Source organism: Sphaerisporangium flaviroseum (assembly GCF_039537005.1).
Classification (GTDB): domain Bacteria; phylum Actinomycetota; class Actinomycetes; order Streptosporangiales; family Streptosporangiaceae; genus Sphaerisporangium; species Sphaerisporangium flaviroseum.
The window spans coordinates 12,333-35,264 of record NZ_BAAAZR010000012.1 but is presented as its reverse complement, the minus strand read 5'-3'; the positions used below and the strand labels follow the sequence as shown (position 1 = coordinate 35,264).

The window sequence follows — 22,932 nt, the reverse complement described above, 5'->3', positions numbered from 1 at the left end:
CGTAGCGCGTGAGGGGGGACGTGCCCTCGTCGGTGCCCAAGCGTGGCGGTCAATCCGTCGGGCCCGACCGGACGATCGGCCGGCGGCTCACAGGTCGCGGCGCCGGAAGATCACCGCCGCTAGCCCGAGGAGGAGGAGCACCCACAGGGCGGTCCAGGCAAGGTATGCGGTGGTGAGCGGGGCCTGGCTCAGGAACGGGAAGTCGTCGAATGCGGGGAACTGGGCCAGCACGGTCGGGTCCTGGAATCCGTGCATGGCCCCGCGCCACAGGCCGTCGGTCGGTAGCAGCATCCGGGAGACGGTGCCGACCATGGTCATGCCTTCGTTGTCGAGAGCGTGGCCGACCCCGCCGACCACGCCCGCGATCCAGGTGGCGCCGAAGAGGCCGACCGCCACGATGCCCGACGCCATCGGTGAGATGACGGTGGACAGCAGCAGGCCCAGGGTCAGCAGCACGACCGTCTGCCCCGCGAGCAGCGCCAGACCCGACACCGGTTGCGGTGGCCAGTAGCCCACGGTGGCCCAGACGATGAGAAGCTGGGCGAATCCGGTCACGGCCAGGAAGCCGCTGCCGAAGGTGACCAGCCCCAGCCACTTGCCCAGCAGCACCGCCGAGCGGCGGATCGGCCGCGCCAGCATCGCCAGCGCCGTCCCCGACTCGATCTCGCCCGCCACGGTAGGGCCGGCGAGGAACGCCGTGCCGAGGGCGGCGATCAGGCTCAGACCGAACATCACCAGGTTCTGCACCTGGGAGGCCGCCAGCCGGGCCTCTCCGCTGGTGAGCGTGCTGAGATTCGCGTCGAGGCGGGAGAATCCCCAGGCGCTGAGCGCGAGCAGCACGACCGTCATCACGGCGAGCGAGTGCAGCACGCGCCGGCGGGCGGACTCCTGAAGGGTGAGGCCGGCGACGGTGAGCACGATACGGGCGGTCATCGGCGGTCCTCTCCGGGATCGGCGCGCAGGATGTCGAGCAGCCGTTCCTCCAGGCTGATCCGCACGGGCTCGACGGCGTGCACGCGCACCCCGAGGCCGACCAGATCGGCCACCAGGTCCGGCACGGCGGTGGTGTCCTGGTCGGCGGGCAGCGCGATGGTGAACGAGTTCTCGCCGCGGGTGAGCCGGCCGGCGGCGGCCAGCCGTGCCTCCGCCTCCGCGCTCACCCCGTCGAGCCGCAGCCGCAGCTCACGCCGTCCGAGCAGCTCGGCAAGGGTGCCGGACGCGGCGACCTGGCCCTTGTCGAGGATCACGACGCGGTCGCACACCCGCTCCACCTCGCCGATGAGGTGGGAGTTGAGCAGGACGGCGACCTGGCGGGCCTTGAGGGACAGCAGCAGGTCCCGCACGTCGGCCCGGCCGATCGGGTCAAGGGCGCTCGTCGGCTCGTCCAGGACGACGAGTTCTGGGCGGGCCACCAGCGCGACGGCCAGCCCGAGGCGCTGCTGCATGCCCTTGGAGAACCCGCCCACCCGGTCGCCGGCGCGGTCGGCGAGGCCGACCGCGGCCAGGCACTCGCGCCGTTCCCGGACCGGTACCTCGACCCCGGCGAGCCGGACGTGCAGGGCCAGCACCTCGATCGCGGTGAGCCACGGCTGGTACCGGAAGAGCTCCGGCAGGTAACCGACGCGGGCCCTGGCCTGCGGGTCCCGCGCCGGTCGCCCGAGCAGCAGCACATCTCCCGCGTCAGGCCGGACCAGACCGAGCAGGATCTTGATGACGGTGGTCTTGCCCGCTCCGTTCGGTCCGAGCAGGCCGAGCACCTCGCCGCGGCCGACGGTGAACGACACGTCGTCGACCGCGGTCTGCCGCCGGTACCGCTTGCGCAGGCCCGAGCACCACACCGCCGGTGCGGGGGGCAGCTCGGCCAGCAACTGCTCCGCGGACCCGGCGCCCGAGGTGGGGCCGGCCTGCCGGGCGAGGGGGCGGGGGGTCACCGGCCCCACCGCAGCCCGCGGGCCACCGACAGCACCTCTTCGGCGCTCAGCGAACCGGCCACCGCGGTGACGACACCGTCGTCCACCCACACCACGCCCGCCAACGCGCCGTCCCGCGAGGTGAGCACCGTGGCCGGCACCCCGCCGACCTCGGCGGCGGTGGTCGTCAGCCTCTCGGTCGACACGAACAGGGGCAGCGTCGTCCCGGTGCCGGAGAAGGCGCGCAGCTGCGCCGCGACGTTCTTCGGCAGATTGGGCAGGGACAGCAGGTAATCGCGGGCCGTCTCGAACGGGACGCCCGAGGAGTACACGACAGGTGCGACCGCGCGGGCCACGATCAGGGCCGGCGCGGGGCGGCCCTGCGACCAGACCGCGGCGAGCCCCGGGCCGGCGGCCAACCGGAACTCGCTGCCGTCCAGGCCGGGGGGCGGTGGCGGCGGAGTCCCGCCGGCCGCCGTGACGGTCCGCGCCGTCTCCGCGACCGAGAAGGTGAACGCCGCGCCCACTCGGCCGCCGACCCGGTAGGTGGGTTCGCCCGTCACGCCGCGGGGCAGCCTGCTCACCTGGGGGACGGAAAGACCCGTGGCCTTGTGCACGGCGGCGGCGTCGGCGACCTGGCGTACGTCGAGCTTCGCGGTCACCTTGAGCTCGCCGAAGGCGGACAGCTCGGGTATTTTCACCAGGTCGGCCAGGGGGACGGTGACCGGGGCGACCTGCTCGGTGCGGAAGATCTGCAGCCAGTCCGCCGCGGCCGCGACACCGGCCCCGCTCAGGATCACGACGACCCCCAAGATGGCGACCACCGGGTTGCGCAGCTTGGTAAGCCATCGGCCGGCGGGGGCGGCCGTGGCCGCCGGCCGCCGTCCCTCGACGGCGACCGCGTTCGCCAGGCGGTGCCACCCCGCGTCAACGTCCACGGCGAAATCGACGCTCAGCGCCGCGCCGGTGACCGCCGCGTCCCGCTGGGCGGCTGCCATCCCGGACAGGCACACCGGGCAGCCGGCGATGTGCTGGCGGTCGGCGTCGGCGACGCCGTCCGGCTCGTCCAGGAGCCGGCGCAGCGTGCCGTCAGTCGGATGACGCATGACGGTTCAACTCCTTACGCAGGGCGGACTCGGCGCGTCGCACGGTGGTGCCCACGCTGCCGGGGGACAGATCGAGGGCGGCGGCGATCTCGGCGTAGCTGAGGCCGCTGTGCCGCAGGACCAGGGCGACGGCCTGCTTGCGGGGGAGCAGGCCCAGTGCCGCCCGCACGCGGCGGCGCTCGTCGCGGGTCACGACCGCGTCGGCGACATCCGGGCAGACGGCATCGCCACCATTGGCGGCCTCTTCACGCGAGGCGCGGCGACGGTTGGAGCGCAGGTGGTTCAGCGCGGTGTGCGCCGCGGCGACGGACAACCATCCCGATGCCTCGCCGACCGGCACCGAGGAGCGCCCGAACGTCAGGAACACTTCCTGAGCCACGTCCTCGGCCTCGTCCCGGGAACCGAGCACCCGGGCGGCGACCGCGATCACCCGCGGATAGGTCGTGCGGAAGACCTGTTCGAGGTCGGACCGGACAGCCTTTCGTCCCGGAGGATCCGACACCACGCCGTCCTTCCGCTCGGCTCGCCCGGTCACCACGCCGTGTCCTTCCCCGGACAGGGCGGCCGGCGGCGCGGCGGCCGGTGCGCTCCCACCATGCCCCACAACGTTCACATCTGTAGAGCACCGCCGGCGCCCCACATGTGACACCGGCTCGACGCGACCCGACGGCGATCCACCTCGGCGGCATGAGCACCGGCGATCACGATGTCCGGATGGCGTCGGCGGGGTGCGGCCGAGGTGCCCGGGTGACCGTCCAGCCGGCCACGCACGCCGCGGTGACCAGTGCGCCGGAGGGCGCCCACCACGGGATGCTCATGAGAGGCGGAACCCGCGGTCCCAATACTGCTTACACGCATTCTGGGCGGCGCGGGAACGATCGGACTTGACGTCCGACTGGAGCGGCGTACCGATGATCGGAAAGCTGCCGTCCGCCTTCGGGTCGGGCCAGCCGGTGATCCCGTGCTCACGCATGCACTTGGCGAACCGCTTCAGCCTGTCCACGTCGGCCGCGGTGAGGGCCGATCCGGCGTCACCGAGCGCCCGGAGCCGGTCCTGGATCGCCTTGCACTCGGGTACCTCGCCGACCGCGCGGCTCTGCTCCTGGACCTGCGGCCCCCCGTCCCCGTACTTCAGCTTCTGGCCGTCGATCACGGGATCGGGGAAGTTCGGGTACCCGTGCTCACGCGCGCACCTGGCGAAACGGCGGCCGATCTCCAGCGCCTGCGAGGCGTCGGCGCTCGGCCCGGGGGACTGGCCGGGGGAACCCTCGCCGCCGGACGAGCAGGCGGCCAGGCCACCGGCCAGCACGGTCATCGCGGCGAATATGACGAGAGGCCGGTAGGCCATGGCGGCGAATACGACGAAAGGTCGGTAGGTCATGGCTCACACGCTGGCGTCCGGGGCCGGCCACTGCGTCTCCCCACAGGCAGATCTCCGGGGTCTGTCGTGAGACAGATGTCGCGCCGCTGAAGCACACATACGCTGGGGCGATGCCGCCTACGACGCTTCGCGTGACGGTGCGCCGGCTCTGGCTCGACGCGATGCTGATCCTCGTGCTCGCCGCCGCCACCCTGCTGTGGAGCGACTCCCTGCTCATGTTCGGCAGGCCGGACAACAAGATCCTCCTCGTGTTCGGATCGGTCGACGCCTGGCGTACCCACGTGATCTGGTGGTGTCTGGCCGGTGTGCCGGCGGCCGTCGCGCTCGTCCTGCGGCACCGCTGGCCGCTCACCGCCACGCTCATGGCCGCCGGCTCGGTGGGCGCCCACCTGCTCGACCCGGTCATGAAGTCCCCGCCGATGGACGTCGCGGTGCTGATCACCATGTACGCCCTGGCCGGCTCGGCCCATGCCCGCCGGAAGGTCATCGCCGTCCTGGTCTCCGCCGAGGCGCTCCTGTTCGCCTGGTGCCTGGCGAAGGAGATCGGCATGGTGGTCGGCGGCCCGAGCAACGCGAGGCCTCCGGGCACCGACTACGACCGGCTGAGCAACGCGGTGGACGCCATCGTGCACGGGCAGGCACTGCCCGTTCTGCTGAACGCCACGAAGGGGGCGGCCGTGCCCGCCCTGCTGCTCGCCGCCACCTGGGCCGTCGCGGACAGCGCACGCACCCGGCGCGCCCACCTGGCCACCCTGCAGGCCCGCGCCGACGACCTCGAACGCGAACAACAGCAGCGCACCGCGCTCGCGGTCGCCACCGAGCGCAGCCGGATCACCCGTGAGCTGCACGACGTCGTGGCGCACGGCCTGTCCGTGATGGTCGTCCAGGCACAGGGCGGCAGAGCCATGCTGGCCCGGCAACCGGAGCGTACCGAGGCCGCGCTGACCAACATCGTCACCACCGGTCGTGCCTCGCTCGCCGAGATGCGCCGGCTGCTCGGCCTGGCGCGCACCGAGCCCGGCGCCGAACTGGCGCCCCAACCCAGCCTCGCCACGCTGCCCGAGCTGGTCGACCGGGTACGCGACAGCGGCACGCCGGTCGACTTCCGGGTCACCGGTGAGCCGGCGACGCTGCCGGCCGTCATCGAGCTGGCGGCGTACCGCATCGTGCAGGAGGCGCTCACCAACATGCTCAAGTACGCGACCCCGGGCGCCGGCTGCACGGTCGCGCTCGACTTCGGCCCGGCCGGCCTGGGCATCCGGGTCGCGGACAGCGGCGAACCGGTCCCGCCGCCGTCGCACGGCAACGGGCTGCGCGGGATCACCGAACGGGTGCATGCCCTCGGCGGTGACCTTTGGGCCGGCCCGGCCGCGGGCGGTGGCTTCGAGGTTTCGGCGCGGCTCCCGGTGGCCGTCGGCGCCTCCCCGGAGCTGGTCGCGTGATCCGCGCCGTGATCGCCGACGACCAGGCCCTCGTCCGGGCAGGCTTCCGCATGATCCTCGACGGGACCGACGACATAACCGTGGTGGGCGAGGCCGCCGACGGGCTGCAGGCCCTGACGGTGGCCGCCGAGAGCCGACCGGACGTGGTGCTCATGGACGTACGCATGCCGGGCATCGACGGCATCGAGGCCACCCGCCGGCTCCGCGCCGCACACCCGCCGGACGAGCCGCCACACGTGATCATCCTGACCACGTTCGACCTCGACGAGTACGTCTACGCGGGGCTGCGCGCGGGCGCGGCCGGGTTCCTGCTCAAGGACTCGCTCGACGGCGAGCTGCTGCGGGCCGTGCGCGCCGTCGCGGGCGGGCACAACGTCGCCGCGCCGACCGTCACCCGCCGGCTGGTCCAGCACTTCGTCGCCACCGGTTCGCGGACCGCCGACGCCACACCGCTCAACGCGCTCACCGCCCGCGAGCGCGCCGTGCTCAAGCTCATCGCCGAAGGGCTGTCCAACCAGGAGATCGCCGGTCGGCTGGTGATCACCGAGGGGACCGTCAAGACCCACGTCAGCCGGATCCTGGCCAAGCTGGGGCTACGCGACCGCATCCACGCCGTCATCTACGCGTACCAGAGCGGCATGGCGTGAGTCCGCCCGTCGAGGACATCGAACGCCAGGGTGTGGAGCACCTTGCCGCCGCCGACAGGGGTTGAGTCTCCACCGGCTGCAAGGTCCACACTGGCGGGCATGGACGACGAGCACGTGCGGTTGACCATCGGGCGGGTGGCCGCGCGCACGGGGTTGCCGGTGCGGACCATCCGGTTCTGGTCCGACATCGGAGCGGTGCCTCCCGTGGAGCGCAGCGGCGGCGGTTACCGGCTCTACGACGCCGAGGCGGTGGCCCGCCTGGAGCTGGTGGCGACGTTGCGCGACCTCGGGCTGGGGCTGGAGGAGATTCGGCGGGTGCTGGCCAAGGAGGTCACCATCTCCGATCTCGCCGCGGCGCACATGGAGGCACTCGACGCGCGGATCCGCACGCTGAGACTACGCCGCGCCGTCCTGAGCACCTTCGCGAAACGTGGAACGAGCACCGAGGAGATGACCCTGATGAACAGGCTGGCACGGCTGTCCGCGCAGGAGCGCAAGAAGATCATCGACGATTTCCTGACCGAGGTCCTGGGCGACGCGCAGGCCGCCACCGGCATGCTGGCCCACCTTCGCGACGCGGCGCCGACCCTGCCGGACGACCCCACTCCCGAACAGGTCGACGCGTGGGTGGAGCTGGCGGAGCTGATCCTGGAGCCCGGCTTCCGCCGGGGCGTACGGGCGCTGGCCGACTACACCACACAGCAACGGAGGACCCCCTTCACCCGGCGGATCATCAAGCAGGTGGACACGGGGGTCGAGCCCCGGTCCGCCCAGGCCGCCGAGGTCCTGGACCGTGTCCTCGACGACACGGTGGACCGGGCCGCGCTGCTGCGGGAACTGGAGACCGTCACCGATCCCCGGGCCGAGCGCTACTGGGAGCTGCTCGCCACCATCAACGGGTGGCCGCCCTACCCCGAAGGCGTTCCTCGCCTGGAGCACCTGGCCGCCGGGCTCCGAGCGCATCGCTGGACGGCCGAGGCGCTTCGCGCCCACTCCTGACAGCCGGAACCCAGGCGTTGACCAGCCACATCACCGGCCTGCCGCCCGACCCCGAGGGCGCGCCCACCGCCGATGGTGAGCCGGATCTCCTGGTGGCGAATACGGAATAATGTTCTGTACGGTGGTGGTATGACCAAGGACGATCGGGCGACGGCCGTCTTCGACGACCTCGCCGCCGAGTACGAACAGCTCGATGCCGTGCTCGCCGGGCTGGAACCGGACATGTGGGCGCGGCCGTCCGCGGCGGACGGGTGGACGATCGCCGACGTCGTTCTGCATCTGGCCCAGACCGAGGAGGCCGTCATCGCGTCCGTCGCCGGGGACCTGCCGGGCCGCGCCGCCCGTGCGGCGGTTCCGGTGGACGAGCTGGTGGAGGGGCTGGTCGCCGGGGAGCGTGGCGCACCGGGTGCCGAGGTGTTCGAGCGGTGGAGAAGTGCCGGCCGATCGGCGCTCGAGGCGTTGCGCGCCTGCTCGCCCGGCGACCGCCTGCAGTGGGTCGTCACCGCCTTCTCCCCACGCACACTCGCCACGACGCGGATCGCCGAGCATTGGGCCCACGCGCTCGACATCACCGAGCCGCTCGGCCTCGACTACCCCGACACCGCCCGGCTGCGGCACATCGCCTGGCTGGCCCACCGGACCCTGCCGTACGCGTTCTCGGTGGCCGGTGAGCAGGGCGGGCCGGTGCGCTGTGAGCTCACCGGGCCCGGCGGGGAACTCTGGCGGTTCGGGGACGCGGACACGCCGTCGGTGATCAGCGGGCCGGCCGCGGAATTCTGCCGGGTCGGCGCGCGGCGGCTCCCCGCAGAGCGGGCATCGCTCACAGCCCAAGGGCCGTACGCGGCGGCGGCACTACGCGTCCTGCGGAACTACGCGGCCTGACACCGGCAGAGGCGGCACGCCGCAGCGTCGGCCGTACCGGTGCCGAAGGGAGCCGACGAAGAACTGGCCGCGTCCTGAGCCGCAGGCGAGAGGGCGTCAGGCGCCGGCCTCGGCCGGGCGGTGGGCGGGCTGGAAGAGTTCGATGAGGTTGCCGGCGGGGTCGCTGAGCAGGACTTGACGCCCGCCGGGACCGGCGACCACGTCGCCCCGGAAAGCGAGTCCCGCCGTACGTAGCCGGCCGATCTCGGCGTCGAGATCGTCGACGATGAGATGGATGCGGTTGCGGCCGGCGGCGCCGGCATCATCGGGCGTGGCGCGGGCGCCGGAACTGGCCGGTCCGGACAGCAACAGCCGCAGCGGGCCGCGGATGACGTCGGCGAAGGCGGGTGCGGCGCTCATGTGCAGGGTGAATCCAAGGTGGCCGGTGTAGAAGTCGATGGCCGCTTGGACATCGTCGACGATGTAGCGGACGCCGGCGAACTGGTCGGGTGATGTCATGGCTGGACCTCGCGGTGTGGGGTCTGGGCAAGGACGGGCAGCAGGTACCGGATGCGGGTGTCGATCTCTGCGGCGGTACGGTCGAACGCGGGGTAGCCGGCCTGGGCGGTGCCGTCGCCGGTGGCGGCCGGGTCGGGGATGCTCCAGTGCAGGCGTTGCGGGCGGTCGTCGAACTCCGGGCAGACCTCGCGGACCTTGTCGCACAGGCTGATCACGTAGTCGAAGCGGCGGCCGGTCATCGTGTCCAGCTGCCGCGGACGCCGGTCGGCGATGTCGATTCCGTACCGCTGTCGCAGCACGCGCACGGCGTCGGGGTGCAGGAGCGGTTTGGGGTGGCTGCCGGCGCTGGTCACCTCGGCACGGCCGCCGGTGCGGTGGCGCAGCAGGGCCTCCGCGATGGGTGAGCGGGCGCTGTTGCCGGTGCACACGAACAGCACGGAGGGTGCCGCCGACTCCCCGGCCGCGTTCGCCGGCTGGGCGGGGACCAGGCGTAGCGCGGGATGCAGGGCGGCACCGGCGGCGGCCAGCGCGTGCGCACAGCGCTCCAGGTCGAGGTGGTAGTAGCTGTCGCGGCCGTCGAAACTGCTCCGCCGGGCCACGACCAGCCCGCCGGAGCGCAGCAGGCGCAGATGGTAGGAGACCAGGTTCTGCGGCTGGTCGACCAGGGCCACCAGTTCCCGCACGCGCAGATCGCTGCGCGCCAGTTCGCTCAGCAACCGCCACCGCACCGCGTGAGCGACCAGCCGGACGAACGGCGGCAGGACGGCTTCCCCGGACGGCACCATGGCCAGCACAATACATCAAAATGCGTTGATGTATCTTTCCGATCCGGATACGGCTCCACGGCCGAGCCCGCCCTAAGCGGGGCAGACCTCCTGGTAGTCCAGGTCCGCTCCCACGTGTTCGCGCCACTCTTCCTGAGTGAGGCGGCGGCCCGCCCGCTCGCACGCAGCGGGGACGGCCCGCGCAGGGTCGGCCGGCAGGTCCTGGAACGTGCCGTCATGCCCGATCACGCGCAGGAGCGAACCGTCGGCCGTGAAAGCGAGCGCCGGCATGGGGTCGTCCATCGCATAGGGATCGAACGTGCCGGTGGTCACGGTCCAGGCGGCGCCGAGCCGGCGGCCCGCGACCGTGTCGAACAGCGTCACCCTGGTGTCATGGCGACCGCCAGGACCCGCCCGTCGGGGGAGAACCTGGCTCCCACCACGTCACCCGGCACCCTGAGCACCTGTCCCGTGGTGCGCCAGGTGCGGGTGTCCCACAGGGCCACCGCCCTGCTCCCGTACGGCGAGGCGCCCAGCGCGCCCTTCGGCGCGAGCGCCATCCACCGCTCCGCATATTGTCCCGGACGACGATGTAGCCCCCGCCGGGGCTGAACTCAATGCTTTCCGGTCGGCCGTCGTCGCTCGACGACTCCGGCAACCACTTGCCCCCGCCCAGCCGCTTGCCGGTCCGCAGGCTCCACAGCTCCATCCTGCTGCCCCGCGCGAGCGCCAGCGTGTCACCGTCAGGACCCACCGCGGCGGTGACGGGCGCCTCGCCGATCCCGGTGAAGGTCCTGACCGGTCGTCCCGTCGCCACGTCGTAGGCGGTCACCCGGTCGGCGCCGGCGCTGACCAGCGTGCGCCCATCGGGGCTTAGCGCCCGGCCCTCGTTGGCCGGGGTGGGGGCCATGAAGACCGACCGCTCCTGCTGGGCGAGCGAGCTCAGCACCGCGGATCCCGCCTCCGGGACCCGCGCGATGCGGTAGGCCGCCACGCCGAGCAGCGTGGCCATCACCGGGTCGGTGCCGCGCAGCGCGTCCGCCTGCAGCGCCAGCCGCCGGGCCGTGGCCTTCGCCCGCTCATCGGCCAGGTGCCTACCGGTCTCATCGCTTCTGGCCGACTGCTGCCAGGCGAGCACGCCGGCGGTGAGCGAGGCGATGAGCAGGACCACCACGCTGGTGGTGACCAGGCGCCGCCGCCTGCTCTGACGTGCCGATCCGGTCCGGCTCGCCTCGACGAACTCCCGCTCGGTGGTGTTGAGGGTCAGGTGGGTGGAGGCGGTCCATTCCAGTGTCTGGCGCAGGGCGGTGCCGCGCAGGAGGTCCTCCGGGCGGCGGCCGTTCCGCGCCCACCGCCGGGCGGCCTCGCCCAGCTCGCGGCGGTGGCCGAGTGCGTCGCGGTCGCCGGTCCCCCACTCGTGCGGTAGCGGCCCAGCCTCGACGGGTCCCCGGGGCGCAGCGTGTCTCCTGTCATGATTCCTTAGATGGCGGATCAGCGGATCTGGTTCGTTGTAGATGACGCTTGAGCATCGACGCGCCTGGCTGTTCATCGCCGGCCTGGCGGTGGTCGCCGTCGCGTCGGCCGTCTACGTGCTCATCGGCCACTACCCGACGCCCGCCGGAGCCCAGATCACCTACACCACGTCCAGCCCCTCCCTGGTAAAGGCACGGCACGCCTGGTTCGACGCCCAGGGTCTGCGACCACGGTCGGCACGCCGAACACCGATAGATCACAGCGGCCGGGGCCGGGTCATGGTCAATGGCGCCGGTCTATCGGGGCCACGGCGACCTCCGCCCACAACCGAGTTTTATCCGCCATTCGTGAACCGGTGCGAGGAATAGGCCGGATCGTCTCCGTCATGATCGTTTACGTTTCCTCGGTTCAACACGTACTTAGAGTGACCCCGTTCCCGGTCCGGCACATGGGCAGAATGATCACGGTCGCACCGCGATCTTCCGTCGAATAAGGGAGTGCTGAATCGCTGTTCAATTTGCCCTGGAGGCAGCGCTTATGGCGGCTGCTCGGCAAATCGGCTGATTGACCGGTTCACGGCGCGGAGGTCGCGTTCGCGACCACGAATCAGGCCGTGCCGTCGGTGCGGCCACGTCGACACAGCCATGGGAGTTCAGCATGTCCAACCTTTGCCGCAAGGTCTCCACCTCCAGCAAACGAGCGTGCCTCATCGCCGCAGGTGTTGCCTTCCTGGCGATCAGCGGCACCGGGATGCTCCCGGCGTCGGCCTCGACTCCGGCGCCGGTCTCCAGCGGCCATCACCTCCCCCTGCCCTCCGGCATCGCCTATCTGCCGGCGATCGTGAACCTGCAGCCCACCTTGTCCGGTACCTGGGTCAAGACCGGATTGCAGGTCACCCTGCCTGTGGCCGGCACCTACGCACTCGATGTGAACGTCCGGTCAGTGCTCGCGGCGACACCCCCGAGCAACCCGTACATGGTCGCCCGCCTCTGGAACGTCACCTCGGGCACCGCCGTGCCCCGCAGCGAGCGGATCCTCAACCAGGTCTACGACCTCACCCCGACCGGTGCCGGGCCCATCGGCCAGAACGTGACCACCCCGATCAGCGAGCTCGTCACCGTGGCCGGGCCGACGACGATCCAGTTGCAGGCACGACGGATCAATGCCCCCGGCGCGTCCGGCTCGACTCGCGCCGAGATCTATTCGGACGGCAACGGCCGCACGTCGTTCCGCTACAACAAGATCTCCTGACACACGTACCTGTCACGCCGCGCGGCTCCGACAGGCGATCTTGGGCGCCGGGTGTGGCCGAACCACGCCCGGCTCCCAGGCCGTGGCCTGCGACATCCACCCGCGGTGCGGCGCGGCGGCGGTCATCCGACCGTTCTGGGTGGACAGTCAAGGCTGCGGCGCTCATGCTGTTGAGTCGTACCGTCATGAATCATCGGCCGACTGGGAGAGCCGTATGAACACCCGCACCTTGACCCGCTGTGGCGCCGCCCTGGTCGCCGGTCTGGCCGCCGTGCTGTCCCTGGGGACCGTTCCGGCACATGCGGACGGGCCGCCGTCGTCGACGGACGCGACCGTGGTCCGTACGCCGCAGGTGGTCATGGTGCTGGCCGACGGCGACTCGGGCGGCAAGCGCCCGGTGTGAGGTCCGTAGGCCTCGGAGCCCGCAGCCCAGGCCGAAAGCGGTGAAACCTCCGTCAGGCATCGGGGACGCCCAGATGGAGCCGGAGGAGGCGCTCGGGGTCGGCGATCGCGTCGACCCCCACGCGGCCCCGGCGGGACTGAACGGTTCGTGCGACTCCTCGTCGGGGCCCCGGCCGACGTCGCCGTCAGGATCGCTCACGTAGCCGTCGGTCGCCGACCTCCTGCCACCCCGGCCCCTAGCGCAGCACGGGCAGGACCTTGGCGCCGAAGGTGTCGATGAACGGCAACAGGTCCTGGCCCACATGGTGCAGGTAGATGCGGTCGAAGCCCAGAGCCGCGTAACCGCGCAGCCAGTCGATGTGCCGGTCGAGGTCTGCGGAGACGTTGACCACACCGCGCACCTGCTCCACGGTCACATGCTCGGAGACCACGTCGAAGTGCTCCACCAGCTCCAGGTCCCAGCAGATCGGCGGGCGGAAGACGTTGCTGCGCCACTGGTCGTGGGCGATCGCCTCCGCCTCCTCCTCCGTCGGCGCCCAGCTCAGGTGAACCTGCAGGCAGACCGGTCCGCGTCCCCCCGCGTCGCGGTACGCCGCGATCATCTCGCGCAGCTGGTCCTCGGGGGCGTTGACCGTGACCAGACCGTCCGCCCATTCCGCGCACCGGGCCGCTGTGCTGGTGCTCACCGCCGCGCCGATCAGCGGCGGCGGCGTCTCCGGGCGGGTCCACAGCCGGGCGCGGTCCACGGTCACCAGGCCGTCACGGGTGACCTCCTCGCCGTTGAGCAGGTCGCGGATGACGTCCACGCATTCACGCAGGCGGGCGTCTCGGACCTCCTTGCGCGGCCACGGCCCGCCGGTGATGTGCTCGTTGCTGTATTCGCCGCTGCCCAGTGCGGCCCAGAACCGGCCAGGGAACATCGCGCCGAGGGTCCCGATCGCCTGGGCGATGATCGCCGGGTGGTAGCGCTGCCCGGGCGCGTTCACGACGCCGAAGGTGAGGTCGGTGGCCTGCAGGGCGGCGCCGAGCCAGGACCAGGCGAAGGCGGACTCGCCCTGTCGCTCGCTCCATGGGGAGAAGTGGTCGGAACACATGGCGGTGTCGAAGCCGGCGCGTTCGGCGGCGACCATCGCGGTGAGAAGGTCGGCGGGCGGGATCTGCTCGTGGGAGGCGTGGATTCCATACTCGGTCATGCGCGACGCAGCTACCCAGCAGAGCCGCGGCCAACCCTGATCGGCCGCTCAGGCGGGGGCCGCGATCGCGGGTCCACGGTCGCGTGCGGTGGGCGGGTCGGCTTCCCGGCCGCGCAACTAGAACGACCAAGTCCTGCATCGCCGCGGTGTGAAGTGCGGAATCGCAGAAGGGGTGAGGCCGGTGTTCACCGGTCTCACCCCCCCTTCTCACCGCAGTCTCGACGGTGAACAGAACGCTGAGGTCCACCTCCGCTCCCACCGCACCGCGTGTGGTGAGGGGACCTAGCTCCGCGGGGAGTCCTTGACGAACACCAGCCCGTCGATCCCGGCCAGGTGGGCCGGGTCCAGCGCGGAGTAACCGAACCAGGGGGACACGCGGGGGGCGGGCCGTGTGTCGCCGAGGGCGGCGGCCAGCCGGCGGGTGTCGACGACGTAGCTGTCCTCCGGTAGTGCGTACAGGAGCCCTTCGATGGTGTCCGGGGGTGGGGTGTGCACACCGTGGTGGCGGATCGTGCCGAGGGCCATGGCCAGGAAGGCGTACCCCTCGCCCAGGTGGGCGCTGACGATCGCCCCGGCGCTCCACCACTCCACCGGCAGGCCGCCCATCCGCATCCTGCTCTTGTCCCGCTGAAGGTGCGCGTTGTGGGCGTACACCAGCGCCGGGCCCCGCTCGGCGATGGCGAGCAGGTTGGCGGCCATCATCGAATCCCGCACGCCCAGCAGCCCCGTCATGCGGCTGGGTGAGGTGTCGGCCATGCAGAAGTGGTAGCGCAGCAGGCCGGTGGCGGTGCGCCCGTACAGGCGGGCCCGGTCCCAGTCGTCGTGCGAGGTCGCCGCGATCAGGTGCGGCGTCTGCGCGTCGAGCAGCGCCACCAGTTCGTCGGCGAGCAACCGCAGCTCCCTGGCCTCGGCCGACCGCCCCACGGACTGGGACGGGTCCATCATCGTGTCGGGATTTGTCCACCGGTCGTCGGCGCCGAGCAGGCGGTCGAGCGTTGCCACGGTGCAGGGGAGCAGGTCCGCGTCCACCCAGGCCGCGAGGTAGCCGTGGAGTGCGGTGAGGGCCTGCCGGGGGCTCGCGGCGCCGGTGATCTCCAGCGGTCCGTCGAAACCGGCGAAGCGCAGCCGTTCGGACGCGGGCCGGCCGTCGTTGTACGCGCGCATCCAGCGCACGAGCTCGCGGTTGGCCGCGGACGCGCCGAACCCATGGCTGAAGCCGCGCTCCATGACCTCATCCAGGGTGGCCGTGCCCGAGGTGACGTGGTCGTCCACGGCCAGGCCCATCAGGCAGTCGCTCTCGATCGCGATCGACCGGTAGCCCTCCTGCTCGACAAGCTGCTGAAAGAGCTCATTCCGTAGGTCGAGCAGAGTGTCCTCGCCGTGGGTGGGCTCGCCCAGGGCGAGCACCCGCGGCCGGGCGGCGGGAAGCAGCCTCATGACGGCGGCGGCCTCGACGGCATGGACGGTGTCCTTGATGCCAGAATCCATGCCTTCAACAGTATCGTTGAAGTACCGAATTGAGACTTGCCAGCGATATCAGCTGCCATATGCGGCGAAACCCTCAAATGGGTGGTTCAGGAGAGTAAGCGCTGCGACCAGACGGTCGACGTCAGACGGTGCGGCGGTCAGACGGTGCGGCGGTCAACGGTGCGGCGGGAGCGGGTCAGGGCCAGGCCGCCGAGGGCCATGGCGGTCAGCCCGATCACCAGGGCTATGTAGCCCCCGACTATTCCGTAGCCGGTGCCGGGACCACCCTCGGCGGCGGCCACGACCAGCCCGCCGATGACCGCCCCGGCCAGCCCCGCGACCAGGCCCACGATGGCCCCCCTTCTCCCGGTGCCCCTGCCGATACGACCGGCGGAGCGGGCCAGGGCCAGTCCGCCGAGGACCACGCCGATCAACCCCAGCAGTGCGGCGACCAAGGACCAGAAGCGCCCGGCGGTCAAGGTGTACGAACTGACGGGGTCCGGCTGGCCCAAGACCTGCGCGGCCGCCTGTGTGGCAAGTACGAGACCTCCGACCAGGGCGGCCGCGGCGGCAAGCAGGTGACGGACGGACATGGCGTGCTCCTTTTCGTCTGACGACTGGACGTCGCCTGATGATGTCCGCTGGACCCACCGCCGGTCGTCCTGCGGAGGCAGGCACTTCGTGCTGCCGCCGATGGCGCACCCCGGTACCCGCGGATACCGCAGGAGCCGTGAAGGTACTGCGTGGGCGGTAGGCGGCTTACCATCCGTGTGCAGGAGTTGCCCGTTCGACTACCCGGCTAGGGTGCGCGCATGAGCACAGGACGGTCCGGTATCACAGACTGGGCGATCGCCGTCGGCGTGGCGGCGACGCTGCTGGTCACCGGGCTGTCCGGGCAGCACTCCGGCACGTACCTCGACCTGCTCGGCTACGTGTCGCTGGTTGCCGGCGGCCTGGGGCTGGCCGCGCGCCGCCGGGCTCCGGTTCCCGTCCTGGCCCTCACCGGACTGTGCGCGGTGGGCTACCAGGCGGCCGGTTTCGACGTGCCTGCCGTCGCGTACCTGTTCGCGGTGTACGCGGCCGTGCGGGCGGGACACCGCACCATCACGGTGGTGGCGAGCGTGGCCATGCTGGCCGTTCTCCCCCTCGCGGCCCTGGCCTCGGGCCTGCACGACACGGGCGAGGCGTTCGCGCAGGCCCGGGGCGCCCTCGAGCTGGCCTGGCTGATCGCGGCCGGCGCCGCCGGTGAAGCGCTGCGGCAGGCCGAGCGGCGAGCGGACGAAGCCGAGCGCACTCGGGAGGAGACCGCGCGGCGCCGCGCGGACGAGGAGCGACTGCACATCGCGCGGGAGCTGCACGATTCGCTCACCCACCAGATCTCGATCATCAAGGTGCAGGCCGAAGTCGCCGTCCACGTGGCCCGCAAGCGGGGTGAACAGGTGCCGGAGGCCCTGCTGGCGATCCGGGAGGCCGGTCGTGAGGCGGCCCGGGAACTGCGCGCGACCCTGGAGGCGCTGCGCGACGACGACACGACCCCGCCGCGTGGCCTCGACAACGTCGCGGAACTGGTGGAACGGGCTCGGACGACCGGCCTGGACGCGACGCTGACGATCGAGGGACAACGACCTGACGTGCCGGACGCGGTGGACCGGACCGTGTACCGGATCGTGCAGGAGTCGCTGACCAACATCGCCCGCCACTCCGCCGCCGCGACGGCGTCGGTCCGGATCGACTACCGTCCCGACGGCCTCGCGATACGCATCGATGACGACGGCAAGGCCACACCGGACACCGCCCCGGTGCCCGGTGTCGGGCTGCTCGGCATGCGGGAACGGGTCACCGCCCTCGGCGGTCGGCTGCGGGCGGCACCGCGTGGCGAGGGCGGCTTCACCGTCCAAGCCGAACTTCCCGTCAACCGAACGTCATGATCCGTGTCCTGCTGGTCGACGACCAGCCGCTCCTGCGCAGCGGATTCCGCGCGCTCCTCGACCTCGAAGACGACATCGAGGTGGTGGCCGAGGCCGCCGACGGGAAGGAGGGTCTGGCTCTGGCCAAGGAGCACCTGCCCGACGTCGCGCTCATCGACATCCAGATGCCGGTCGTCGACGGCATCGAGGCGACCCGGCGCATCGCCGCGGACCCGGCCCTGGCCGGGGTGCACGTCGTCATCCTGACCAACTACGGCCTGGACGAATACGTCTTCAACGCGCTGCGCGCCGGCGCAGCGGGGTTCCTCGTCAAAGACGTCGTGCCGGAGGACTTCCTCCACGCCGTGCGCGTCGCCGCGCGCGGTGACGCCCTGCTCGCACCGTCGATCACCCGCAAGCTGATCGACCGGTTCATCACCCAGCCGCTCCACATCGGCGCCGGCGCGGGGCTGAAAGAGCTGACCAACCGCGAACGCGAGGCCGTCGCCCTGGTCGCGCAGGGCCTGTCCAACGACCAGATCGCCGACTGCATGGTGATCAGCTCACTGACCGCGAAGACCCATGTCAACCGGGCCATGGCCAAGCTCCATGCCCGTGACCGTGCCCAGCTCGTGGTCATCGCCTACGAATCCGGCCTGGTGGCCCCACGCACCTCCTGACATCCACGGTCCGGGCGAAAGCTCGCCGGCGCCGCTGTCAGCCGCTTACGGCACTGCGGCCGAAGACCGCCAGCTGACGTGTCCGGTCATCGGCATCGTCGGCGACGGCGCATTCCGGCCCCACCATGCCCGCCTCCCGGCCCTGCCGCGCAAAGCGCTTCGCGTTCTCCAGGGCCGGACGCACCAGGTCGGAGTCGAACGCGACGACCTGTCCAGTGGCCGGCGGCAGGGACGAACCACAAGTGCGCGGTCAGCCGGCGGCAGCGCCGAACCACTTGGGCAGCCGGCCGAGCAGATCCTGGTGATCGTCGCCGACCCACGCCACGTAGCCGTCCGGCCGCAACAGTACGGCGGGCACGTCCAGTTCCTCGCTGACGTCGACGACGTGGTCGACCCGATCCGCCCACCCCGCCACCGAGAGCTCGCCTGTCTGGTCGAGCAGCAGCCCGTGGCCGCCCCGCATCAGCTCGTAGAGGCGCCCCCGCTTCAGCTCCACGTCCCGCAGCCGCCGGCCGAGCAGTTCGTGCCCCCCGCCGAAGTCGTAGCGCACCCCGATCGCAGTGATCTTTTCGATCAGGTACCGGGTCACCTCCTCGAAGTCCATCAGTTGCGACACCAGCCGGCGCACGGCCCGGGGACCCGGCTCCAGGGACATCAGCTCCATCTGCGCGCGGGTGTTGTCCAGCACGTCGGCGGCCACCGGGTGCCGTTCGGTGTGGTAGCTGTCCAGCAGCCCCTCCGGTGCCCAGCCGCCGATTTCTGCGGCCAGTTTCCAACCCAGGTTGAACGCGTCCTGGATACCGAGGTTGAGCCCTTGACCGCCGGTCGGCGGGTGGGTGTGCGCCGCGTCGCCGGCCAGCAGCACCCGGCCGACGCGGTAGCGCTCGGCCTGCCGGGTGGCGTCGCCGAAGCGGGAGAGCCAGCGTGGCGAGTGCACGCCGAAGTCGGTGCCGGCGGTCACCCGCAGCTGCTGTTTGAACTCCTCCAGGGTCGGCGGGACGCCACGGTCCTCGGCCACCCCCTCGGCGGGCACGACGACGCGGTACGCCCCGTTCCCCAGCGGCCCGAGACCGAACCGTAGCTGGGTCTTGCGTATCTCCGCGACGATGGCGGCAACCGTCGCCGGATCCTCGGTGACCTCCATCTCGCCCAGCAGTGTCTCGACCGTGCTGGGCTCACCGGGGAAGCCGACGCCGAGCAGCTTGCGCACCGTGCTGCGGCCGCCGTCGCAACCGACGAGGTAGCGCGAGCGCAACCGCGTGCCGTCGGCCAGCTCGGCGGTCACCCCGTCCTCGTCCTGGCTCAGCCCGGCCAGCTCGCAGCCGCGCCGGATCTCGGCGCCGACCTCGGTGGCGTGCTCGGCCAGCAGGCGCTCGGTGATCGTCTGCGGGAGACCGAGGATGTAGGCATGCGCGGTGTCCAGCCGGTCGGGCAAGGGCTTGTCGATGCCGGCGAAGTGACTGCCGAGCGGGTGTCGCCCGCCGTGCGCGAGGAACCGCTCCAGCAGACCGCGCTGGTCCATCACCTCGATGCTGCGCACGTGCAGGCCGAGCGCGCGGACATACTTGGGCGGCTCCACCTCCTTCTCCAGTACGAGCACGTGCACACCGTGCAGCCGCAACTCGCCGGCCAGCATCAAGCCGGTCGGCCCGCCACCGGCGACGATCACGTCGATCATGAAATCCCCCATTGAACAGAGATGCATTTCGGCCAGTTGCTCCGCGCAGTCCGGCGGCGCGCACACCCGTACCTCCGCGCCGAGTGCCCATAACCGCACCGCGAGTCCCATCGGCGGTTCGACATCCCGCGGTGACCCATACGTCGATCACAGAACACGTACTGCGCGGATCCCTTATTTCCGCAGGTTCTGGCCTCGGCCGACGATTCTGCAGCACGACCCGGGTCTTGCCGCAAGCCCCCGGGTGCGCTATATGTTGAAAGTGGCAAGGAGTGTGTGACCTCCTTGTCTTTCTTTTTTGCCGCCCCCTGTGACCGTCGCCAGCGCCCGCGAGCCGGGTGTTGCCGGTCGTCTCCATCGCTGTCGTATCAGCGTGGGGCCACCTCGCCGAGCCCCGGCGTGCTCGGGTTTAGCGGGGGCTCAGTGTTGTCGGCGGGGTCGTGGTGATGTCGGGTCTGGGCGAGCCACTCGGCCTTCTCGTCCCCGGTGACCTCACGGGCCGTCATCCGTTCTAGGGCGTTTCTAAGGTTCGCCGACGGCGTGGTGAAGGTGGCCCCGGTTGGCTGACAGGGATCGCCGGACAAGGCGCCGGCGCGGAAGGAGGAGGTCATGGATCGACGAAAGGCTGTCGTGGTCGCCGCGGTGATCGCGGTGTTAGGGCTGAGCGGATCGGGGGCCGTGGCGGCCTCGGCCGGTCAGCATCCCCCTGCTGCCCAGTGCGACCCGGGTACAGAGGGGAGCCGGGCCGCTGACCCTGCCGACAAGAAGGCTGAGGGCAACGCCAAGGACGAGTCGATCGGCATCGAGAAGCTTGCCAGGGCTCTGGCCGCCGAGTTGGGCATCAGCGTCGACCAGGCGACCTCGGCCCTGCAGGAGCTGTTCGCACACGCCGACGGGCGAGGCGGGCTGCGGCCGGAGTCGCCGAGCTTCCGCGCGGTGGCCGAACGTCTGGGCATCACCCCCGAACAGCTGAGGGAGGCCCTGAGCCGGGTCAAGCAGTCCCTGGACCCGGACGAGCAGCGCAAGGATCAGGAGAAGCAGCGCAAGGACCAGGACAAGCAGCCCAAGGACCAGGACAAGCAGGACGTCCAGCCGCCTGAGGATACAACCTCACCGGGCGCCGGGACGTCCTAGGCCTCCTGACCCGTCAGGAGGGGCTAGGCGGCGGTGAGCTCGACCGGGGAGAGTGGGATCATGCACGTCCTTGTGGCCGACGACGACGAGGCGGTACGCCGCTCTTTGACGCGTGCGCTCACCCGTGAGGGCTATCACGTGAGCACCGCCGCCGATGGCCTGCACGCGCTGGAGGCGGCAGGCGGAGGCAGGCAGGACGCGGTGGTGCTGGACATCATGATGCCCGGGCTCGACGGGCTGGCGGTGTGCCGCCGTCTGCGGGCGGGCGGAGACCGTACCCCGATCCTGATGCTCACGGCCCGCGACCTGGTCACCGACCGGGTCGCGGGCTTGGACGCCGGGGCTGACGACTACCTGGTCAAGCCGTTCGCGCTGGAAGAGCTGCGGGCTCGCCTGCGCGCGCTGCTCAGGCGCAGCGGCGCGGCGCAGGAGATCCTGCGTTTCGCCGATCTCGAACTGGACGCCGCCGCCTGCGTGGCCCACCGCGGGGGACGGCTGCTCGATCTGACGAGGACCGAATACACGCTGCTGAAGGTGTTCCTGCGCAACCCGAACCGGGTGCTGAGCCGTAACGTGATCTTCGACGCCGTCTGGGGTTACGATTTCGGCCCATCCTCCAACGCGCTCTGGGTCTACATCAGCTACCTGCGGGCCAAGCTGGAGGCCGCGGGCGAGCCGCGGCTGATCCAGACCGTCCGGGGGCTCGGGTACGTGTTGCGGGAGGAGTCGTGACGTTGCGTACCCGGGTCGCCGTGACCGTGGCCGCCGTCGTGGCGGCAGCGCTGCTGGCCGCCTCCCTGGTGCTGTACCCGGCCATGGCGGCGGGGCTGGCCGGCCGGCGCGACGGGGAGCTGGTGGCGGCCGCCGGACAGACGCCCCGCCTGCTCACAACGTTCAAGTCCACCGACGTGCACATTCCCACGGCGCCGATCAACATGGGCAACACGCTGCTGCAAATCTTCCCCGCTCAGGTCAGTGCCGGCGAGGCTCAGGGATTCGTGCCGGTCACCAGCCGGGACGTCGAGTTGGCGCGGGGCGAAGGCGCCGCCTATTTCCAGGAGACGAGCTACAACGGGGTCCGATACCGCGTCTACACCGCGCCGCTGTTCCTGGGCGATCTTGGGTTGGTGCGCACCGCCGTTGCGCTGGACCAGGACGCGGCGACGCTCACACGGCTGCGGCTCCTGCTGGCGGCGCTGACCGTCGGCGGCGCGCTGATCGCCGGGGCGGGCGCGCGTCTGGCGGCCCGGCGGGTGCTGCGTCCCATCGGCCGGCTGACCGACGCGGCCGAGAAGATCACCGCCACCGGTATGCTCACCGCCGAGGGCCTGGACAGCGGCGGACGCGACGAGGTGGGCCGTCTGGCGCGCTCCTTCACCACGATGACAAGGGCACTTCACGAGTCGATGCTCGCCCAGCGGCGCCTGGTCGCCGATGGCTCCCACGAGCTGCGTACTCCGCTCACCAGCCTCATCACCAATCTCGAGTTGCTGCAGGAGGGCCGCGGCACCGCCGACCCGCAGGCCCCCGCGCTCGTCCACGAGGCCCGCGTCCAAGCCGCGGAGCTGCGCGTTCTGGTCAACGACCTGGTCGAGCTGGCCAGGTACGGCGACACCCAGATGCACATCGAAGACGTCCGCCTCGATCTGGTCGCCGAACGTGCCGTCGCCAGGACGCGAGCCCGTGCGCCGCAGGTGTGCCTGCGCGCCGAGCTCGCGCAGTGCCTCGTACGCGCCGACGCCGACGCCGTCGAACGCGCCGCCACCAACCTCATCGACAACGCGGTCAAATGGAGCCCGGCGGGCGGCGAGGTGCTGGTACGGGTGGCACCGCCGGGCGTTCTTTCGGTGAGCGACCAAGGGCCCGGCATCGCACCGGACGACCTCCCCTTCGTCTTCGACCGCTTCTACCGCGCGCGCGAGGCCCGCGCGCTGCCCGGATCGGGTCTCGGCCTGGCCATCGTGCGGCAGATCGCCGAGGCGCACGCGGGCAACGTACGTGCCGAACCGCTCCAGCGGGGTGTCCGCCTGCACCTGTCCTTGCCCGCGGCCATCTGAGCGAGCATGCCACTATCAAGGCTTGTACGAACTTGTCCGCATGGCACCGAAAAGGACACCA

At 71.4% G+C, this 22,932-nt stretch carries 24 protein-coding genes; 11 read left to right on the top strand and 13 right to left on the bottom strand.

The window, feature by feature from the left end:
* Positions 1-87 precede the first annotated feature (87 nt).
* The 5 genes from ABD810_RS22510 to ABD810_RS22490 form a co-directional block, all read right to left on the bottom strand.
* Complete coding sequence (locus ABD810_RS22510; protein ID WP_344943699.1) at positions 88-933, bottom strand: ABC transporter permease; 846 nt, start codon at positions 931-933, stop codon at positions 88-90.
* A complete protein-coding gene (locus tag ABD810_RS22505; protein ID WP_344943697.1) occupies positions 930-1,931 on the bottom strand; it encodes an ABC transporter ATP-binding protein in 1,002 nt (333 codons plus the stop codon). Before ABD810_RS22505 ends, ABD810_RS22510 begins: the two co-directional genes overlap by 4 nt.
* Positions 1,928-3,016 carry a hypothetical protein gene (locus tag ABD810_RS22500; protein ID WP_344943693.1) on the bottom strand — a complete coding sequence of 363 codons (1,089 nt, stop codon included), beginning with the start codon at positions 3,014-3,016 and terminating at the stop codon, positions 1,928-1,930. The genes ABD810_RS22505 and ABD810_RS22500 overlap by 4 nt, the downstream gene beginning before the upstream one ends.
* Positions 3,000-3,554 (bottom strand): sigma-70 family RNA polymerase sigma factor, encoded by a 555-nt coding sequence (locus ABD810_RS22495; RefSeq protein ID WP_344943690.1) that lies wholly within the window; start codon positions 3,552-3,554, stop codon positions 3,000-3,002. The genes ABD810_RS22500 and ABD810_RS22495 overlap by 17 nt, the downstream gene beginning before the upstream one ends.
* 276 nt (positions 3,555-3,830) lie before the next feature.
* Positions 3,831-4,397, bottom strand: a complete 567-nt coding sequence (locus ABD810_RS22490; protein WP_344943687.1) for a hypothetical protein — start codon at positions 4,395-4,397, stop codon at positions 3,831-3,833.
* 110 nt (positions 4,398-4,507) lie between these two features.
* Here ABD810_RS22490 and ABD810_RS22485 point away from each other — a divergent pair, with 110 nt between their 5' ends.
* The 4 genes from ABD810_RS22485 to ABD810_RS22470 all read left to right on the top strand — a co-directional run bounded on the left by ABD810_RS22485 (position 4,508) and on the right by ABD810_RS22470 (position 8,367).
* A complete protein-coding gene (locus ABD810_RS22485) occupies positions 4,508-5,839 on the top strand; it encodes a sensor histidine kinase (RefSeq protein WP_344943684.1) in 1,332 nt (443 codons plus the stop codon).
* Positions 5,836-6,486, top strand: coding sequence for a response regulator (locus tag ABD810_RS22480; RefSeq protein ID WP_344943681.1), 651 nt, complete (start codon positions 5,836-5,838; stop codon positions 6,484-6,486). Before ABD810_RS22485 ends, ABD810_RS22480 begins: the two co-directional genes overlap by 4 nt.
* Before the next feature lie 99 nt (positions 6,487-6,585).
* Positions 6,586-7,485, top strand: coding sequence for a helix-turn-helix domain-containing protein (locus ABD810_RS22475; RefSeq protein ID WP_344943678.1), 900 nt, complete (start codon positions 6,586-6,588; stop codon positions 7,483-7,485).
* A 129-nt stretch (positions 7,486-7,614) separates the two neighbouring features.
* Positions 7,615-8,367, top strand: coding sequence for a maleylpyruvate isomerase family mycothiol-dependent enzyme (locus ABD810_RS22470; RefSeq protein WP_344943675.1), 753 nt, complete (start codon positions 7,615-7,617; stop codon positions 8,365-8,367).
* 96 nt (positions 8,368-8,463) lie between these two features.
* Here ABD810_RS22470 and ABD810_RS22465 read toward each other — a convergent pair whose 3' ends face one another.
* The 4 genes from ABD810_RS22465 to ABD810_RS22450 form a co-directional block, all read right to left on the bottom strand.
* Entirely contained in the window at positions 8,464-8,865 is a 402-nt protein-coding gene (locus tag ABD810_RS22465) for a VOC family protein (protein WP_344943672.1), read from the bottom strand.
* A complete protein-coding gene (locus ABD810_RS22460) occupies positions 8,862-9,650 on the bottom strand; it encodes an arsenate reductase/protein-tyrosine-phosphatase family protein (RefSeq protein WP_344943669.1) in 789 nt (262 codons plus the stop codon). The genes ABD810_RS22465 and ABD810_RS22460 overlap by 4 nt, the downstream gene beginning before the upstream one ends.
* A gap of 72 nt (positions 9,651-9,722) precedes the next feature.
* A complete protein-coding gene (locus tag ABD810_RS22455) occupies positions 9,723-10,013 on the bottom strand; it encodes a hypothetical protein (protein ID WP_344943666.1) in 291 nt (96 codons plus the stop codon).
* A gap of 7 nt (positions 10,014-10,020) precedes the next feature.
* Positions 10,021-11,178 (bottom strand): WD40 repeat domain-containing protein, encoded by a 1,158-nt coding sequence (locus ABD810_RS22450; protein ID WP_344943663.1) that lies wholly within the window; start codon positions 11,176-11,178, stop codon positions 10,021-10,023.
* A gap of 581 nt (positions 11,179-11,759) precedes the next feature.
* Here ABD810_RS22450 and ABD810_RS22445 point away from each other — a divergent pair.
* Both ABD810_RS22445 and ABD810_RS22440 read left to right on the top strand, forming a co-directional pair.
* Positions 11,760-12,353 carry a hypothetical protein gene (locus tag ABD810_RS22445; RefSeq protein WP_344943660.1) on the top strand — a complete coding sequence of 198 codons (594 nt, stop codon included), beginning with the start codon at positions 11,760-11,762 and terminating at the stop codon, positions 12,351-12,353.
* Positions 12,354-12,567: 214 nt separating this feature from the next.
* Positions 12,568-12,756: a hypothetical protein gene (locus ABD810_RS22440; RefSeq protein WP_344943657.1), complete on the top strand. Its 189-nt coding sequence runs from the start codon at positions 12,568-12,570 to the stop codon at positions 12,754-12,756.
* A gap of 235 nt (positions 12,757-12,991) precedes the next feature.
* Here ABD810_RS22440 and ABD810_RS22435 read toward each other — a convergent pair whose 3' ends face one another.
* The 3 genes from ABD810_RS22435 to ABD810_RS22425 all read right to left on the bottom strand — a co-directional run bounded on the left by ABD810_RS22435 (position 12,992) and on the right by ABD810_RS22425 (position 16,008).
* Positions 12,992-13,948 carry a TIGR03885 family FMN-dependent LLM class oxidoreductase gene (locus ABD810_RS22435; protein WP_344943655.1) on the bottom strand — a complete coding sequence of 319 codons (957 nt, stop codon included), beginning with the start codon at positions 13,946-13,948 and terminating at the stop codon, positions 12,992-12,994.
* 282 nt (positions 13,949-14,230) lie between these two features.
* The gene (locus ABD810_RS22430) at positions 14,231-15,436 is read right to left on the bottom strand and encodes an erythromycin esterase family protein (RefSeq protein WP_344943652.1); all 1,206 of its coding nucleotides are present in this window, start codon (positions 15,434-15,436) and stop codon (positions 14,231-14,233) included.
* Positions 15,437-15,573: 137 nt separating this feature from the next.
* Complete coding sequence (locus ABD810_RS22425; protein ID WP_344943649.1) at positions 15,574-16,008, bottom strand: DUF6223 family protein; 435 nt, start codon at positions 16,006-16,008, stop codon at positions 15,574-15,576.
* Positions 16,009-16,227: 219 nt separating this feature from the next.
* Between ABD810_RS22425 and ABD810_RS22420 the strand changes: the two genes are divergently transcribed.
* Positions 16,228-17,343, top strand: coding sequence for a sensor histidine kinase (locus ABD810_RS22420; protein WP_344943646.1), 1,116 nt, complete (start codon positions 16,228-16,230; stop codon positions 17,341-17,343).
* Positions 17,340-18,002 carry a response regulator gene (locus tag ABD810_RS22415; protein ID WP_344943643.1) on the top strand — a complete coding sequence of 221 codons (663 nt, stop codon included), beginning with the start codon at positions 17,340-17,342 and terminating at the stop codon, positions 18,000-18,002. The genes ABD810_RS22420 and ABD810_RS22415 overlap by 4 nt, the downstream gene beginning before the upstream one ends.
* Positions 18,003-18,252: 250 nt before the next feature.
* Here the strand turns inward: ABD810_RS22415 and rox are convergent, their stop codons facing one another.
* A complete protein-coding gene (gene rox, locus ABD810_RS22410) occupies positions 18,253-19,680 on the bottom strand; it encodes a rifampin monooxygenase (protein WP_344943640.1) in 1,428 nt (475 codons plus the stop codon).
* A 609-nt stretch (positions 19,681-20,289) separates the two neighbouring features.
* On the opposite strand from rox, the gene ABD810_RS22405 reads away from it, so the two are divergent.
* The 3 genes from ABD810_RS22405 to ABD810_RS22395 are packed head-to-tail and all read left to right on the top strand — an operon-like array spanning position 20,290 to position 22,871.
* Positions 20,290-20,814, top strand: a complete 525-nt coding sequence (locus ABD810_RS22405; protein ID WP_344943637.1) for a hypothetical protein — start codon at positions 20,290-20,292, stop codon at positions 20,812-20,814.
* Positions 20,815-20,874: 60 nt separating this feature from the next.
* A complete protein-coding gene (locus ABD810_RS22400; RefSeq protein WP_344943634.1) occupies positions 20,875-21,546 on the top strand; it encodes a response regulator transcription factor in 672 nt (223 codons plus the stop codon).
* Positions 21,543-22,871 (top strand): sensor histidine kinase, encoded by a 1,329-nt coding sequence (locus tag ABD810_RS22395; RefSeq protein ID WP_344943631.1) that lies wholly within the window; start codon positions 21,543-21,545, stop codon positions 22,869-22,871. Before ABD810_RS22400 ends, ABD810_RS22395 begins: the two co-directional genes overlap by 4 nt.
* The last annotated feature ends 61 nt before the right edge of the window (positions 22,872-22,932 follow it).

Excerpts from the sequence above, each read along its gene's own strand:
- ABD810_RS22500 (WP_344943693.1), bottom strand. The coding sequence starts at position 3,016 with ATGCGTCATCCGACTGACGGCACGCTGCGCCGGCTCCTGGACGAGCCG.
- ABD810_RS22450 (WP_344943663.1), bottom strand. The coding sequence starts at position 11,178 with ATGAACAGCCAGGCGCGTCGATGCTCAAGCGTCATCTACAACGAACCA.
- rox (WP_344943640.1), bottom strand. The coding sequence starts at position 19,680 with ATGATCGACGTGATCGTCGCCGGTGGCGGGCCGACCGGCTTGATGCTG.
- ABD810_RS22510 (WP_344943699.1), bottom strand. The coding sequence starts at position 933 with ATGACCGCCCGTATCGTGCTCACCGTCGCCGGCCTCACCCTTCAGGAG.
- ABD810_RS22400 (WP_344943634.1), top strand. The coding sequence starts at position 20,875 with ATGCACGTCCTTGTGGCCGACGACGACGAGGCGGTACGCCGCTCTTTG.
- ABD810_RS22470 (WP_344943675.1), top strand. The coding sequence starts at position 7,615 with ATGACCAAGGACGATCGGGCGACGGCCGTCTTCGACGACCTCGCCGCC.
- ABD810_RS22440 (WP_344943657.1), top strand. The coding sequence starts at position 12,568 with ATGAACACCCGCACCTTGACCCGCTGTGGCGCCGCCCTGGTCGCCGGT.
- ABD810_RS22475 (WP_344943678.1), top strand. The coding sequence starts at position 6,586 with ATGGACGACGAGCACGTGCGGTTGACCATCGGGCGGGTGGCCGCGCGC.
- ABD810_RS22405 (WP_344943637.1), top strand. The coding sequence starts at position 20,290 with ATGGATCGACGAAAGGCTGTCGTGGTCGCCGCGGTGATCGCGGTGTTA.
- ABD810_RS22485 (WP_344943684.1), top strand. The coding sequence starts at position 4,508 with ATGCCGCCTACGACGCTTCGCGTGACGGTGCGCCGGCTCTGGCTCGAC.
- ABD810_RS22465 (WP_344943672.1), bottom strand. The coding sequence starts at position 8,865 with ATGACATCACCCGACCAGTTCGCCGGCGTCCGCTACATCGTCGACGAT.
- ABD810_RS22435 (WP_344943655.1), bottom strand. The coding sequence starts at position 13,948 with ATGACCGAGTATGGAATCCACGCCTCCCACGAGCAGATCCCGCCCGCC.
- ABD810_RS22490 (WP_344943687.1), bottom strand. The coding sequence starts at position 4,397 with ATGACCTACCGACCTTTCGTCGTATTCGCCGCCATGGCCTACCGGCCT.
- ABD810_RS22415 (WP_344943643.1), top strand. The coding sequence starts at position 17,340 with ATGATCCGTGTCCTGCTGGTCGACGACCAGCCGCTCCTGCGCAGCGGA.
- ABD810_RS22420 (WP_344943646.1), top strand. The coding sequence starts at position 16,228 with ATGAGCACAGGACGGTCCGGTATCACAGACTGGGCGATCGCCGTCGGC.
- ABD810_RS22430 (WP_344943652.1), bottom strand. The coding sequence starts at position 15,436 with ATGGATTCTGGCATCAAGGACACCGTCCATGCCGTCGAGGCCGCCGCC.
- ABD810_RS22425 (WP_344943649.1), bottom strand. The coding sequence starts at position 16,008 with ATGTCCGTCCGTCACCTGCTTGCCGCCGCGGCCGCCCTGGTCGGAGGT.
- ABD810_RS22460 (WP_344943669.1), bottom strand. The coding sequence starts at position 9,650 with ATGGTGCCGTCCGGGGAAGCCGTCCTGCCGCCGTTCGTCCGGCTGGTC.
- ABD810_RS22445 (WP_344943660.1), top strand. The coding sequence starts at position 11,760 with ATGTCCAACCTTTGCCGCAAGGTCTCCACCTCCAGCAAACGAGCGTGC.